16 protein-coding genes are annotated in these 14,474 nt (G+C 64.3%); 12 read left to right on the top strand and 4 right to left on the bottom strand.

The genetic code is table 11. The features are described from left to right. Positions 1-2: 2 nt before the first annotated feature. The 3 genes from E5K00_RS05700 to E5K00_RS05690 all read left to right on the top strand — a co-directional run bounded on the left by E5K00_RS05700 (position 3) and on the right by E5K00_RS05690 (position 3,125). Positions 3-1,808, top strand: coding sequence for a DUF885 domain-containing protein (locus E5K00_RS05700; RefSeq protein WP_245328216.1), 1,806 nt, complete (start codon positions 3-5; stop codon positions 1,806-1,808). Between the two features lie 113 nt (positions 1,809-1,921). Then, the gene (locus E5K00_RS05695) at positions 1,922-2,278 is read left to right on the top strand and encodes a thioredoxin domain-containing protein (protein WP_135462287.1); all 357 of its coding nucleotides are present in this window, start codon (positions 1,922-1,924) and stop codon (positions 2,276-2,278) included. Between the two features lie 82 nt (positions 2,279-2,360). Further along, entirely contained in the window at positions 2,361-3,125 is a 765-nt protein-coding gene (locus E5K00_RS05690; RefSeq protein ID WP_135462286.1) for a YdcF family protein, read from the top strand. 229 nt (positions 3,126-3,354) lie between these two features. Here the strand turns inward: E5K00_RS05690 and E5K00_RS05685 are convergent, their stop codons facing one another. Continuing rightward, the gene (locus tag E5K00_RS05685; protein WP_135462285.1) at positions 3,355-4,752 is read right to left on the bottom strand and encodes an NAD-dependent succinate-semialdehyde dehydrogenase; all 1,398 of its coding nucleotides are present in this window, start codon (positions 4,750-4,752) and stop codon (positions 3,355-3,357) included. 234 nt (positions 4,753-4,986) lie between these two features. Here E5K00_RS05685 and E5K00_RS05680 point away from each other — a divergent pair, with 234 nt between their 5' ends. From E5K00_RS05680 to E5K00_RS05650, 7 genes are all read left to right on the top strand, one after another. Continuing rightward, positions 4,987-5,544, top strand: a complete 558-nt coding sequence (locus tag E5K00_RS05680; RefSeq protein ID WP_245328215.1) for an RNA polymerase sigma factor — start codon at positions 4,987-4,989, stop codon at positions 5,542-5,544. Positions 5,545-5,546: 2 nt separating this feature from the next. After that, positions 5,547-6,407, top strand: coding sequence for an anti-sigma factor (locus tag E5K00_RS05675; RefSeq protein WP_135462284.1), 861 nt, complete (start codon positions 5,547-5,549; stop codon positions 6,405-6,407). A gap of 148 nt (positions 6,408-6,555) precedes the next feature. Further along, positions 6,556-7,095, top strand: coding sequence for a heme NO-binding domain-containing protein (locus tag E5K00_RS05670; RefSeq protein ID WP_135462283.1), 540 nt, complete (start codon positions 6,556-6,558; stop codon positions 7,093-7,095). A gap of 69 nt (positions 7,096-7,164) precedes the next feature. Next, complete coding sequence (locus E5K00_RS05665) at positions 7,165-7,503, top strand: arsenosugar biosynthesis-associated peroxidase-like protein (RefSeq protein ID WP_135462282.1); 339 nt, start codon at positions 7,165-7,167, stop codon at positions 7,501-7,503. An 86-nt stretch (positions 7,504-7,589) separates the two neighbouring features. After that, positions 7,590-8,117, top strand: a complete 528-nt coding sequence (locus E5K00_RS05660) for a rhodanese-like domain-containing protein (RefSeq protein WP_135462281.1) — start codon at positions 7,590-7,592, stop codon at positions 8,115-8,117. Next, complete coding sequence (locus E5K00_RS05655; RefSeq protein ID WP_135462280.1) at positions 8,110-8,730, top strand: TIGR04282 family arsenosugar biosynthesis glycosyltransferase; 621 nt, start codon at positions 8,110-8,112, stop codon at positions 8,728-8,730. Before E5K00_RS05660 ends, E5K00_RS05655 begins: the two co-directional genes overlap by 8 nt. Positions 8,731-8,793: 63 nt before the next feature. Then, positions 8,794-9,687, top strand: a complete 894-nt coding sequence (locus E5K00_RS05650; RefSeq protein ID WP_135462279.1) for a hypothetical protein — start codon at positions 8,794-8,796, stop codon at positions 9,685-9,687. Here the strand turns inward: E5K00_RS05650 and E5K00_RS05645 are convergent. From E5K00_RS05645 to E5K00_RS05635, 3 genes are read right to left on the bottom strand one after another with little or no spacing between them, the layout of a single operon-like run. Next, positions 9,684-11,036 (bottom strand): hypothetical protein, encoded by a 1,353-nt coding sequence (locus E5K00_RS05645; RefSeq protein WP_135462278.1) that lies wholly within the window; start codon positions 11,034-11,036, stop codon positions 9,684-9,686. The two genes, E5K00_RS05650 and E5K00_RS05645, sit on opposite strands and share 4 nt — an antisense overlap. Then, positions 11,033-12,496, bottom strand: coding sequence for a cellulose synthase family protein (locus E5K00_RS05640; RefSeq protein WP_135462277.1), 1,464 nt, complete (start codon positions 12,494-12,496; stop codon positions 11,033-11,035). The genes E5K00_RS05645 and E5K00_RS05640 overlap by 4 nt, the downstream gene beginning before the upstream one ends. A 49-nt stretch (positions 12,497-12,545) precedes the next feature. Next, complete coding sequence (locus tag E5K00_RS05635; RefSeq protein ID WP_135462276.1) at positions 12,546-13,256, bottom strand: glycosyltransferase family 2 protein; 711 nt, start codon at positions 13,254-13,256, stop codon at positions 12,546-12,548. A 155-nt stretch (positions 13,257-13,411) separates the two neighbouring features. On the opposite strand from E5K00_RS05635, the gene E5K00_RS05630 reads away from it, so the two are divergent. Both E5K00_RS05630 and E5K00_RS05625 read left to right on the top strand, forming a co-directional pair. Then, the gene (locus E5K00_RS05630) at positions 13,412-13,870 is read left to right on the top strand and encodes a peroxiredoxin (RefSeq protein WP_210114278.1); all 459 of its coding nucleotides are present in this window, start codon (positions 13,412-13,414) and stop codon (positions 13,868-13,870) included. 11 nt (positions 13,871-13,881) lie between these two features. Further along, a complete protein-coding gene (locus tag E5K00_RS05625; RefSeq protein ID WP_135462274.1) occupies positions 13,882-14,451 on the top strand; it encodes a hypothetical protein in 570 nt (189 codons plus the stop codon). The last annotated feature ends 23 nt before the right edge of the window (positions 14,452-14,474 follow it).

Genomic DNA, 14,474 nt, shown 5'->3' with positions numbered 1-14,474 from the left:
TTTTGTCCTACTCTACTTTCTTCATGACCAACACCTCTACCCCCCGGCTGCTGGCAGTAGCGGCGGGCTGCGCTACGGCCCTGTGGCTGGGCAGCTGCGGCCCCGAGCAGCACGCCGGCACGGCCGACGTACCCACGCCCGACAGCAACTTCGAGCGGTTCAAAACCCAGTTTATCGACTCGCTCTGGTACTACAACCCCGAGTGGGCCAGCAGCCAGGGCTACCACCGCTACGACTCGCTGCTGGTGGTGCCCAACGCCGGCCGCCGCCAGACCGAAGCTGCCGCCCAGACCCGGGTGCGCCAGCAGCTGGCCACGTTTCCGGTGGCCGAGCTGTCGGTGAACAACCAGACCGACTTCCGGCTGATTGAAAACTACCTGAACAGCTCCCGCTGGTACGCCGACACCCTGCGCGACTGGCAGTGGAACCCGGCCAACTACAACCTGGGCGGGTCGGTGGCCGAGATTCTGAATGGCCGCTACCAGCCCCTGGACCGCCGTCTGCGCAGTATTTCCCTGAAAATATCCCGCGCGGCCGACTACTACGCCGCCGCCGAGGACAACATCCAAAACCCCACCCGGGAGCACACCGAGCTGGCCATCCGGCAGAACAAAGGCGCCCTGGAGGTGTTTGGCCCGGCACTGCTCGACTCGCTCGGCCGCTCGGGCCTTTCGGCGCGGGAGAAAAAGGACTTCCAGGACCGGGTAGCCACCACCAGGCTGGTGCTGCAGAACTACATTGCCTTTCTGCAGAACGAGGTGCTGCCGGCCGGTAAGTTCCGCAGCTTCCGCCTGGGCAAAGCCCTCTACGACCGGAAGTTCTCCTACGACATTCAGAGCACGTACTCCGCCGACCAGGTGTACCGCAAGGCCCTGGCCCACAAGCAGGAGCTGCTGCGCGACATGAAAACCCGCGCCGCCCGCCTCTGGCCCAAGTACTTTGCCGGCCAGCCCCTGCCCACCGACTCGCTGGCGGCCGTAAAGCAGGTCATTGCCCGGCTCTCGGATAAGCACGCCACCCCGGCCGGCTTCGTGGCGGCCGTGAAGGCCCAGATTCCGACCCTGGTCAGGTTCGTGAACGACCAGAAGCTGCTAACCCAGGACCCGACCAAGCCGCTGGTGGTGCGCGAAACCCCGCTCTACATGCGCGGCAGCGGGGCCGGGGCCTCCGTGTCGGCGCCCGGGCCCTACGACAAGGCGGCCGACACCTACTACAACGTGGAGCCGCTCGACGGGCAGCCGGCCGCGGCATCGGAAAGCTACCTGCGCGAGTACAACGACTACACGCTCCAGATTCTGAACATTCACGAGGCCATTCCGGGCCACTACACCCAGCTGGTGTACGCCAACCGCTCACCCTCGCTCATCAAGTCCATCTTCGGTAATGGGGCCATGATTGAGGGCTGGGCCGTGTACGCCGAGCGCATGATGCTGGAAAGCGGCTACGGCGGCAACACCGACGAGATATGGTTAATTTGGGATAAATGGAATATGCGCGTGACCATCAACGCCATCATCGACCACGAAATCCAGGTTGATAACGCCTCCGAGGCCAGCATCGTGAGCCAGCTGATGCGCGACGGGTTCCAGGAGAAGTCGGAAGCTACCAACAAGTGGCTGCGGGCCACCCTGAGCCAGGTGCAGCTGGCCAGCTACTTCACCGGCTACACCGAAATCTACGACCTGCGCCAGGAGCTGAAAAAGGAGCAGGGTAGCCAGTTCAACCTGAAGGCCTTCAACGAGCAGTTTCTCAGCTACGGCAGCGCCCCGGTGCGCTACATCCGGAACATGATGCTGAAAAAAGCGTAAGAAAAGCTGCCCCAAAGTGCCGCAAAGCCGCCTCGGATGGGAACATCCGGGGCGGCTTTGTTGTCTGCTTCCCAGTTCATTTTTCCAGGCTCTCGGCCTGCTATTGCCCGTTTATGAAAGAAACCGACCGTCAGCGCGTCTACGATACCAACGACGAGGGCCTGCGCCGCTACACCCACGAGCACATGAAGGTGTTTGCTAAGTTTACCTCCGACAACTGCGCCACGTGCGAGCTGCTGGCCCCGCCCTTCGCCCAGTTTGCCGACGACGAGCCCTACCAGACCATCCTGTTTCTGCGCCTGGCCTCGGAGGAAAGCCCGGTGGCCAAAAAGCTAATGCAGCAGAAAGTAGCCCCGTTTTTCGTGAGCTACTGCCAGGGCCGCATCCTGGAGTGCGACACGCTGACCACTGAGGCCGAAGTACGAGCCATGCTGGAGCGGCTGCGTGAGTGGCTGCCCCAGAATGCCTGATGCGGCGGCGCTGACTACGTTTCTGCTCTTGTTTCTGCTGGTTTAGGTGGGGCTTGGGCTAATTTGCCCTAGCTTCGCGGCCGTGTTTTTCCTCCTTTCCAAAATTCTGCCGTTTGCGCTGGAGCCCGCCGTGTGGCTTTTGGCCCTGCTGGCCGCCGCCCTGCTGAGCCGCCGCCATCCGCGGCGGCAGCGCGGCTTTCTGCTAGCCGCCCTGGCACTGACGCTCATCGGCACCAACAGCGGCCTGGTCAACGAAGCCTACCTGGCCTGGGAAATGCCCCCGGTTCGGCTGCGCCGCATTGCGCCCCACGACGCGGGCGTGCTGCTCACCGGCATCACCCACCCGCTGAAGTCGCCCCACGACCGGGTATACCTGGGCGAGGGGGCCGACCGGTTTACCAACGCGCTGTGGTTGTACCGGGCCGGGCGCATCCGTTACATCATCGTCAGCGGGGGCTCGGGCTCCATCCGGCAGGTGGCCCACACCGAGGCCCACGACCTGGCCACGCTGCTGCGCCTGGCCGGCGTGCCCCGCCAGCGTATTCTGGTGGAAGAGCAGAGCCGGAACACCCGCGAAAATGCCCTCAACACCAAGCTGCTGCTGAGCCGGCACCCTGAAATCAGAAGCCTGGTGCTCATTACCTCCGCCTTTCACCAGCGCCGGGCCCTGGCCTGCTTCCGGAAAGTCGGGCTGCAACCCACGCCTTTCCCGGCCGATTACCGCACCAACGACCCCGTACGCACGCCCAGCTACTGGCTGCCCGACGCCAGCGCCCTGGGCCGCTGGAGCCACCTGCTGCACGAAATCACCGGCTACCTGACCTACAAGCTGCTGGGATATTGTTAATGTGCTCAGGTGCTAATGTGCGGAATGTGGTTGAATGTGGGGAATGTGTCATTGCGAGGCACGACCCGCCCTTTTACTAAAAAGCCCTTTCCTGTTGACTACGGGAAAGGGCTTTTCACTTAAGGAAGGCTCAGCACATTTCAGAGGACGGATTGCTCGCAACGACACATTAACTCACATTCAGCACATTCAGCACATTTCCCACATTAGCACCTGAGCACATTACCCCCTATTCCACTTTCTTCTTCTCTGCGGGGGCTTCGCCGGCTATCCAGATGCTTTTCTGGTTGACGAACTCCCGGATGCCCAGGTAGGACAGCTCCCGGCCGTAGCCCGACTTTTTCACGCCGCCGAACGGCATTTCCGGCGACGACTTCACCATGGCATTCACGAACACGGCGCCCGACTCGATGCGGCGCGCCACGGCCTCGCCGCGCCGCGCGTCGCGCGTCCAGACCGAGCCGCCCAGGCCGAAGCGCGAGTCGTTGGCCAGGCGCACGGCGTCGGCCTCGTTCCGGGCTTCCAGAATAATGGCCACGGGGCCGAACAGCTCCTCGTAGTAGGCCGGCTGCCCAGGCTTCACGTTGGCCAGGATCATGGGGCGGAACAGGGCCGTACCGGGCTTAGCCTGCCCGCCGTAGAGCTCTACCCGGGCCCCGGCTTTTACCGAGTCTTCCACCTGCTTGGTCAGCTCGTCGGCCAGGTCGGGGCGGGCCAGGGGGCCGTACTGGGTGGCTTCGTCGAGCGGGTCGCCGGTGCGCAAAGCCAGCAGGTGGGTTTTGAGCTGATTCACGAAGGGCTTCACCACCGACTTATCGACGATGAAGCGCTTGGCCGCAATGCAGCTCTGCCCCGCGTTGACCATGCGGGCCTGGGCGGCGGTTTTGGCGGCCAGCTCCACGTCGGCGTCGGCCAGCACCACGAACGGGTCGGAGCCGCCCAGCTCCAGCACCGTTTTCTTGATCTGGGCCCCGGCGGTGGCCGCCACCTTCGCGCCGGCCCCCTCGCTGCCCGTGAGGGTGGCGGCTTTCACCCGGTCGTCCTGCAGCAGCTTTTCCACCAGCTCCGAGCCGATGAGCAGGGTGCGGAAGGTAGCGGGGGGGAAGCCCGCGTCGTGGAAGATGCTTTCCAGGGCCAGGGCGCACTGCGGCACGTTGGAGGCGTGCTTGAGCAGGCCCACGTTGCCGGCCATCAGGGCCGGGGCGGCAAACCGGATAACCTGCCAGAAGGGGAAGTTCCAGGGCATGATGGCCAGCACCACGCCCAGGGGCTCGTAGGCAATAAAGCTGCGCCGGGCCTCGGTTTTGATTTCCTCGTCGCGCAGAAATTCCTCGGCGTGGTCGGCGTAGTAGTCGCAGGTCAGGGCGCACTTCACGATTTCGGCCCGGCCGTCCACTACGGGCTTGCCCATTTCCAGGGCCATCAGGCGGGCCAGCTCGTGCTGCCGCTCGCGCAGCAGGTCGGCGGCGCGGTGCATCAGGCGGCGACGCTCGGCAAAAGGCGAGTCGCGCCAGGTAGTGGCGGCCCGGGCCGCCTGGGCCAGGATACGCTCGGTTTTGGCCCACGAAAAGGCCCGGAAGCGCCGGAGCACTTTGCCGGTATAAGGGTTAAAAGACTCAATAGCCATGGAAAAAGGAAAAAAAGGCGGGGTTTTTTAAAAAACAACTGGAAGATCGTCCGGTTAGGCAAAACATAGGCTTGCTTCGATGTAGCTTTGGGAAGCCCAACCGTTTACTGGCTTTCGGCCTTCCTGGCCGGGCTTTCGGGCGGCGGGCTTGCTACCGAATACTCATATTAGTGTACTTTCGTCTCATCAGTGGCATGTAGCCTACGTGCTGTTCGCCCTTCATAGCTGCTCTCTGTGTCTCCCACTACTCCCGAATCAACGACTTCCATCTCCGAGGACCTGCTCGTGCAGCGCCTGCGCGACCGGGATGAATCGGCCATGACGTTGTTTTACGAAAAGTACTCCGCGGCCCTGTACGGCGTTATCCTGCGCATCGTCAAGAAAGAGGAAATTGCCGAGGACGTGCTGCAGGAAAGCCTGGTCAAGATCTGGAACTCGTTTCAGGCCTACGACGCCAGCAAAGGCCGGCTGTTTACCTGGGTGCTGAATGTTTCGCGCAATTTGGCCATCGACAAAATCCGCTCCCGACAATACCGCGTAGGTACTCGTACGCAGCCCATCGAAGAGAGTGCCGCGCTGCGCCAGGCCGCTACTCCCACGTTCCGGCCTGAGCACATTGGTGTGCAGGAAATGACCAACAAGCTTGCTCCGGAGCAAAAGCAAATCATTGACCTGCTTTATTTTGGCGGATTTACACAAAGCGAAGTGGCTGAAGAACTCAACCTGCCGCTGGGAACGGTGAAAACCCGGGCCCGGGCGGCCATCAAAGTACTGGCAAAACTGATTCGATAACCGTGAACATTCAGGAATACATCGAATCCGGGATTCTCGAAGAGTACGTTTTGGGCGTGCTCGACCCGGCGCAGCGCGCCGAAGTGGAACGCTACGCGGCTGACTATCCGGAAGTCCGGCAAGAGCTGACCCTCATTCAGCAGGGCCTGGACAACTACGCTCAGTCCCATACGCAAACTCCGCCCGCCGGGATGCGGGAGCGGGTACTGGCCGGCTTCCAGGCCGCTATTCACGCCGCCGAGCCCGCTCGGGAAGCCGCCGCCGCTCCGGTTTCGGAAGCCGTGGTGCGGCCCATTGCCTCGGCCCCGCCGGTGGCGGAAGAAAGTGCCGCCCCCGGGTTTAACTGGCTGATGGCCGCCTCCGTGGCCCTGCTCGTGCTCAGCGCCGCCGCCAACCTGGTGCTCTACAACCGGTGGCAGAGCAGCGAAACCCAGCTGGTAGCCCTGCAGGCCGACCAGTCGCGCGTGGCTTCGACCATGCAGGCCGTCGAGAAACGCCTGGATACCCGCACCCAGGAGTTGGCCATTCTGCGCAGTGAGCAGTTCCGGGCCGTCGATCTGGCTGGCACGCCCACCGCCCCCGAGGCCAAGGCGCGCGTGCTCTACAACAAAGCCACGAAGGCCGTGTACGTCGATGTGCGCCACCTGCCCACGCTGCCCGAGGGCAAGCAATACCAGCTCTGGGCCATGGACAAAGGCACGCCCGTGGATGCCGGCGTGCTGGCCGCCGCTACCACCGCCGGCGACAGTATTCAGCACATGAAGGACATTGCCAACGCCGAAGCCTTTGCCATGACCATTGAGCCGGCCGGGGGCAGCGAAAATCCTACTCTGTCGACGATGACCGTTATCGGCAAGTTTTAAGGCCGCAAAAACCAGGTCTGGGCCCGGGAGAAAGCCGCACTACCGGCCGTATTCCCGGGCCCAGCCTGCATCATAGCCGCTGCTCAGCTTAACCAAATACCGGTTCAGCTTGTAATAGGAGCATTACGGCAACTTTTTCTTTTTCTTCGTGCACGGCTCCATCATTAATCTGCTCAAGCGCTTTGTTCAACTGCAGTACGACCACAGCACCTGGCTTCGGCTGGTCGAATTATCGGGACTGAGTAATGCCGACTTCGACATGAACACCGTGTACCCCGACGCGCACATTTTCGCGCTGGTGGGCCAGGCCGCCGAAATGACCGGCATTCCGGCCGCGCAGCTGCAGGAGAAGTTCGGCGAGTTTCTGGTGCCCGACCTGATGCTGGTGTACAAGCGCTACGTGCAGCCGGAGTGGGGCACGCTGGAAATGATTGAGCATACGGAGGAAGCCATGCACGGCGCCGTGCGGCGCGACGCGCCCGGCACCCGCCCGCCTGTGCTGCACGTCAGGCGGCAGTCGGCCAAGGAGCTGGAAGTGACGTACGAGTCGGAGCGCCGGATGGGGGCCCTGGCCGTGGGCATTATCCGGGGGCTGGCCGCTTATTTCGACGAAACCGAGGATATTGAGGTGACGCCGCTCACCAGTGAGGATGAGGAGCGGGTAGTTATCCGGGTACGGCAGCGGTAGGCCGGCTTAGGCCGCGCTGCCCGCCAACATTTTTCACCGTGGGTTCCGGTCCGCATTCTGTTTAGCATCATGGAAAAAGCAACGTATTACAACCCCGCCGACCTGGCCAAGTTCGGCAACATCTCGGAATGGCAGCCCGAAATGGGCCGCAAGTTCTTCGACTACTACGGCGAGGTGTTCAAGGAAGGCGCCCTTACCGAGCGGGAAAAGGCCCTGATTGCCCTGGCCGTGGCCCACGCCGTGCAGTGCCCCTATTGCATCGACGCCTACACCGTGGACTCGCTGCAGAAAGGCGCCGACGAAGCCCAGATGATGGAGGCCGTGCACGTCGCGGCGGCCATTAAGGGCGGCGCGGCCCTGGTGCACGGCGTGCAGATGATGAACAAGGCCAAGGAATTATCCATGTAACCCGCCAAAAGCCAAGGGCCGGCCGGGCTGGTTTCGGCCGGTTGGCGTTCGGCACTTAGTGGGCCCCAAGGGCTGTTTACCTGCGTATGAAAGGCTGGATAAAACGATTTGCCGGCGTCGGGTGGGCCTTGCTGCTGCCGGCCTGCGGTACCAACGCGCAGTCGGGCGAAAACCCGGCCTACGACCGGCTGCTTGGCACGCTCTACCGGGGCACCGTGCCCGTCATCCGGCCGGCGGCCCTGGCCCGGCAGCTGCACGAGCAGCCCGGCACCGTGCTGCTGCTGGACACCCGCACCCCGGCCGAATACGCCGTCAGCCACCTGCGCGAGGCCCGCTTCGTTGATTTCGACCACTACAAACAGGCCACCTTCGCCGACCTGCCGCGCACCCAGGAAATCGTGGTGTACTGCTCGGTGGGGGCCCGCAGTGAGCAGGTCGGGGAGCGGCTGCGGGCGCTGGGCTTCAAGCAGGTGTATAACCTCTACGGCGGCATTTTTCAGTGGGTAAACCAGGGGCTGCCCGTTTATAATGCTCAGGGTATCACCGAAAACGTACATCCTTACTCGGCGCTGTGGAGCCCGTGGCTGAGCCGGGGCAACAAGGTATATGAATAAAGCGCCAGTACTTGCGGAATCGAAGCAGCACCTGCTGGTTTTCGCGCGCCACCCCGAGCTGGGCCGGGTGAAAACCCGCCTGGCCCACACCATCGGCGACGCGGCAGCGCTGGCCGTGTACCAGGAGCTGCTGGCGCATACCCACGCCGTAACGGCCGCGCTGCCCGGGCGCCGGCTGGTGTGGCTGGCTGAGGCCCAACCCGCCGCGCCCGGCCCGTTCTGGCCCGATTACGAGGAGCACGTGCAGCAGGGCCCCGACCTGGGAGCCCGCATGCAGGCGGCCTTTGCCTACAGCTTCGCCCAGGGTGCCACGGCCGCCGTTATCATCGGCACCGACTGCCCAACCTTATCGGCCGCGCACCTGGCGGAGGCTTTTGCCGCCCTGCACACCCACGACGTAGTAGTGGGGCCGGCCCTGGATGGGGGCTATTACCTGCTGGGCATGCGGGAGCTGCACCCGGTGTTTTTTCAGAATAAGGTCTGGAGCACCGACTCGGTGCTGGCCGAATTGCTCGCCGACGCCCGGCAGCTGGGCCTGCGGGTACACCACTTGCCCCGGCTGCGCGACGTGGATACGGCTGCGGACCTGGCCGCCTGGCGGGCAAATTCGTAGGGCGGCAGAAACATGGGGGCTATTTGCCCGTACCTTAGCGCCCTGTTCCGCCTTACCCGCCTTATGCCTGTTTTCCCGCGTCGCGCTTTTATTCTGGGGGCCCTGCTGGCACTGTCGGCCTGCACGCCCGATGGCCCCGGCCAGCAAACGGCCCGCTCCGGCGGCCCGCCGCCCGCTGCTGCCCCGCACGCCCTGGATGCGTATTTCAACAGCCAGTGGGCCATGGATAAGCTCTGGGAAGACGGGCTGGCGGAAGTAGCCACCTACGCGGCCGAGCGGGTTATCTACAACAAGGTGCGCCGCTTCGACTACACTCAGATTACGGTTAAGGAGGAGTTCAACCAGGAATTCAACGTGAAAACCGACAGCTACCAGCGGTCCGACATGTTCCCGGTGCTCAAGGTCAACCAGTTCTGCCGCATTCCCACCGACCAGTATCCGTACCACTTCCTGACCTCCCTGTTTTTCCGGCGCGACCGGCCCGTGGCGCTGCACAAGCTCACTACCTCGTCGCAGGAGTGGTGCGGCGCCACCTTTAAAGCCATAACCGACGAGGGTGACCAGTATACGGAAACCTACAACTCGTACTGGGATAAGCAAGGCGCCGGGCAGCGGCAGCTGCCCCACGACGTGCTGTTTGAGGATGCCCTGCCCTACACCTTGCGGGCCCTGCGCTTCGAGCAGAAGCCTGCTTTTGCGGCCACCATTCTGGAATTGCAGCAAACCAGCAAGGCCACGCCGCCGGTCAGCTACCAGGCACGAGTGGCGGTAGCTGAGGCCGCCGCCGCTGAGGCTGCCGAGCCGGCCTGGCAGGTTCGGGTGCGGCTGGATCAGGAAAAGGAAAACGTGTACTGGTTTGCCCGCCGCTACCCCAACGTGCTGCTGCGCCAGACGACCTGGGACGGGCGCACCCTGCAGCTAACGAGCGTGCGGCGCTACGCCTACTGGACCCACTAGAACCGGGGCTGCGCGTCGTGACCCGTGCGGCCCGCGACGCGCAATTCCCAGAGCAGCACGCCGGCCACAAGTCCGTATTCGAGGCCGACCAGCCAGAGGTTTTCCGTGTAGGCCGAGGTTTGGTAGGCCGCGTACGACAGCGGCACCAGGGCCGACCACACCAGCGCGTACCGGTAGCGGCTAAACACGCTCAGGGCCACCAGGGTCGTCAGGTACCAGGGGTGCACGGTGGTGGCCAGGGCAAAGTAGGCCGTGAAGACGAGGAGCAGGGTGCGGGGTAGGGAAGCCCAGGTGGGCTGCTTTTCGCGCAGCGCTACTCCGGCCACGGTCAGCAGCGTGCCCCCGGCCAGCAGCGTGCCCAAGCGGGCAATCTGGTTGTAGCCGGTTTGCCAGTAGCCTACCGCCCGCAGCAGGTAGTAGAGGCCAGCGTTGAACTCGAACTTGTGGAAGTACAGCTCCAGGCTCTGGCCGAGGTTGCTGACCAGCTCCCGGGAGAAAAAAGGCGCGAAAAGCCCCAGCAAAACCAGCGTTGTCAGGGCCGAGTAACTTAGCCACCGCGCCCAGCCCAGGCGGCGCAGCAGCAGGGGCAGCAGCAGCAGGGGCAGCAGCTTAGTGGCCACGGCCCCGGCCAGCGCCGCCGCCGACCATGCCCGCCGCCCCTGCGCCAGGGCCCACATAGCCGCCAGCAATCCGCAGATCATCAGGGCCTCGAAGTGCACGTTGCCAGTCAGCTCCACAATCACCAGCGGGTTGAGCAGGTAGAGCAGCGCCCGGCGCGGGGGCTGCCCGAAGCGCCGGAGCATGGCCAGCAGCAGGCCGGCCGTAGCGGCTTCGGCCCCCAAAATCAATAGGCGCAACACTAGCACGAAGCCCCGCGCCGAGGTCGGAAACAGCGCGCTGGCCGCCCCGAAGGCCGCCTGGCACAGCGGCGGGTACACGGAATAGTACGGCTTCGAATTGAGCGCAGCGTACAGCTCGGCCGTCGCCGCCGCCGACAAGCCCGGCAGGCGCTGTTCCCGGGCTGCGGGCACCATCAGTTCCTGCGGCCGCGCCCGGTACGGGTTTTGGCCGGCGGCCACCAGCGCGCCGTCCCAGCGGAAGCGGTGGTAGTCGTCGGACAGGGCGGGCAGGGCCGGCAGCCACAGCAGGCGGAAAAGCAGGGCCAGGGCCAGGCCGTAGCGCAGGCGCGGGGGCTGTTGCACCAGCAGGGCGTAGCCCCCGAAGGCCAGCAGGTAGAGGGCCAGCAGCTGCCCAAACGCGGGCCGGGGTGTGCAGTAGGCTAAGGCCAGATAGGCGGCGGCGCTGCCGAGCCCCGCCGCCAGCTGCCGGGGGCTGAGCCGTGGTTTCATAGGGCCGCGCGGTTATGCCGGACGGAGTAGTAGAACACCGTGCCGAAGCCCAGCACCAGCAAACTATGGAACGGGAGCAGGCCGTAGCTGCCGAAGTAGATGCCCAGGCCGATGCCAAACCCGAAATACAGCGTAAGAAGGCCCTCCAGCACCGTCTGGGCGCTGAAGCTGCGGGTGCGGTAGCGGCGGCCGGCGGCCGGGGCCGCGCCCATCTTGGGCGTCCGGATGAAGGCCGTGGGGCGGCGGGCCAGCCCGGCCAGCACGGCCCGGGTGTTGTGCAGGCACAGGCCCATCGACACGGCCAGGAAAAGCAGGAAGCGGGGCGCAAACTGCCACCCCGGGGCCGTGGGCCGGTCGAGCCGCCAGGCCGTGTAGAAGTAGTAGGTGAGGGGCAAAAAGCCCAGCACGCACACCGCCGCCAGCCGGAACACCGGCTGGAACTCGGACGCATACTCCCGGATCAGCACCAGCGGCACGCTCAGCAGGGCCATAACCAGAATAGCCACGAACACGGTGCTGTTGAGCAGGTGAAATACCGCGTGCAGCTTGGTACTGAAGCTCTTGCCCGACCGAAGTACGGCACCCAGGTGCTTGCGGGCCGTTTCGGCGGCGCCCTTGGTCCAGCGGTACTGCTGCGACTTCAGCGCGTCGAGGGTGGCGGGCAGCTCGGCGGGGGCCTGCACCTGGGGCAGGTACACAAAGCGCCACGGGCCCAGCTGCGCCCGGTAGCTCAGGTCCAGGTCTTCGGTGAGGGTGTCGGCGTGCCAGCCCCCGGCCTGCTCGATGCACTGACGGCGCCACACGCCCCCGGTGCCGTTGAAGTTGATGAAGTGCCCACCCAGATTCCGGCCCACCTGCTCGATGAGAAAATGCGCGTTCAGCCCAAAGGCCTGGAGCCGGGTAAGCAGGGAGTCGTTTTCGTTGAGGTGGGTCCAGCGGGTTTGCACCACCCCGATTTCGGGGCTGGTAAAGTACGGCACCGTGCGGCGCAGAAAATCGGGCTCCGGCACGAAGTCGGCGTCGAAAATGGCAATGAATTCCCCGTCGGTCTGCGTCAGGCCGTAGGCCAGGGCCCCGGCTTTGTAGCCCGTGCGGTCGGGGCGGCGCACTTGGTCGATGCGCAGGCCCTGGGCGCGGAAGCGGGCCACGGCGGCGGCGGCCAACGCCACGGTTTCGTCGGTGGAGTCGTCGAGCACCTGAATGTGCAGCCGGTCGGCGGGGTAGTCGAGCCGGGCGGCGGCCGTGATGATGCGCTCCACCACGAATACCTCGTTGTAGAGCGGCAGCTGCACCGTAACGCGGGGCCAGACGGCGGGCGGCGGCGGGGGCGGCCCCGGCCGGGGCTGCCCAAAGGCGCGGCGGGCTAGGCGCGTAAGCTGAAACTGGGTCAGGCTAAAGCCCAGCACGAAGAGCAGACAGAGGCCATAGAGGGCCAGCAGCAGAATTTCCAGCTCTTTCATCAACGCAAGCAGGGCAACAGAAATAAGAACACAGCCAGGCCGGAATAGGCTACCAATACTTGAAAATCGTCCACAAAATCTTGTAGCCGGCCCCGAGCGTACCCTTCACCGTGCCCGACACCTTCGAGACGCCGATGCGGCGGCGGTAGCGCACGGGCACTTCCTGGGTGCGCAGGCGCTGCTTGGCGGCCTTGAGCTGCATTTCCACCGTCCAGCCATACGTGGTATCCCGCATGCCCAGATTGCGCAGCGCCTCGGCCCGGATAGCCCGGAAAGGGCCCAGGTCGGTGTAGCGCACCCGGTAGAGCCAGCGCAGCAGGGTAGTAGCCAGCCAGTTGCCGAAAATCTGCTGGGGCAGCATCGAGCCGCTTTCCCGCTCGCCCAACGCGCGGGAGCCAATGACCATATCGGCCTGGCCGCGCAGCAGGGGAGCCAGCACGGCCGGCAGGTCGGCGGGGTAGTCGGAATGGTCGCCGTCGAGAAAGACGATGATGTCGGGCTGCTCGGCCAGGGGGCGGCCGTAGCTGTAGGCCATGCCGCAGAGGCAGGCGTGGCCGTAGCCGGGCCGGTTTTCGCGCAGCACCGTGGCCCCGCCCGCCCGGGCCACGGCCCCGGTGTTGTCGCGCGAGTTGTTATCGACCACGATAACCTCGCTCACCAGGCCCGCCGGAATTTCGGCCAGCACCAGGCCAATGGACTGTTCTTCGTTGTAGGCCGGGATGATGACGTGAATACGCGGGACGGCGGGCAAATCGGGCATGGAGGCAAAAGGAAACTGCCCCGGAGGCGGGCAGCAGCGGTAAATGAGTCCGCAAAGATGCACCATTGGCAGGGTTATCCGTTTAACGGTCCAGCTTCGGTACGCGCCCGGCGCGGTTCCGGCTCGTTTTCGTATCCGACCTCACTCATTCAATTATGCTTCACGTTGGCGACCCAGCCCCCGATTTCACGCTTAAAACCACGACCGGCACCACGTTTCGCCTTTCCGAGCAGCAGGGCAAGCGCAGCATCGTGCTGTATTTTTACCCCAAGGATGACACGCCGGGCTGCACGGCTCAGGCCTGCTCTTTCCGCGACCAGTACGCGGACTTCCTGGACCTCGGGGCCGAAGTGCTGGGCATCAGCTCCGACACGGAACGCTCGCACCAGCGGTTCACGCAGAAGCACCGGCTGCCGTTTCCGCTCTTGGCCGACGTGGGCGCGCGGGTGCGCCGCCTCTACCAGGTGCCCCGCGCCCTGCTGGGCGTGCTGCCCGGCCGCGTGACTTTCGTTATTGATAAAAACGGGGTTATTCAATATATCTTCGACTCCCTGAACCGCGCCACCGACCACGTCAGCACGGCCAAGGAAGTACTGCAGGGGTTAGATAAATAGAGATTAATCGTATGGGAGCTTTGTTAACGGATATGCTGCTGCGCGCGCAGCGCGGCCGGCGCGTAGTGGCCGTCCAGACCGGGGGGCCAATGTTTCTGGGGTACGTGCTCAGCCACAATGCCGAGCTGCTGCTGTTGCGCACCATCACGCGCCAGGGCCTGCCCACGGGCGTGCAAACCATCCAGATGCACGCCGTATCCCAGGTGCATTTCGACGACCGGTACGTGCGCCTGATTGAGTTCAAGGAGCACAACCCGGAAGTGGTGTACGGCCTGCCCGCTACCCCCGACGGTATGACCGACGAGAACCTGAGTATGGTGGCCCTGCTGCAACACGCCCACGAAGTACACCAGCTGATTCAGGTGGAAACCCACTCCGAAACCAGCTTCTACGGCTTCGTGGCCCGCCTGACCGAGGACGAGCTGCTGCTGGAAGTATACACCCAGTTTGCCGAAGCCGACGGCCACAGCGTGCTGGACGTGGACAGCGTGGCCAACGTGGTGTGGAGCAACGAGGACACGCGCACGATTGAGCTGCTGCTCAAGCAGCGCGGGGCGGCCAGCAAGGCGGAAGAGCTGTAGCGCAGCCGGGCTACCCGGTTTTG

It is taken from the genome of Hymenobacter aquaticus (genome assembly GCF_004765605.1).
GTDB classification, from domain to species: Bacteria; Bacteroidota; Bacteroidia; order Cytophagales; family Hymenobacteraceae; genus Hymenobacter; species Hymenobacter aquaticus.
This window is presented reverse-complemented; position numbering and strand designations above follow the sequence as displayed.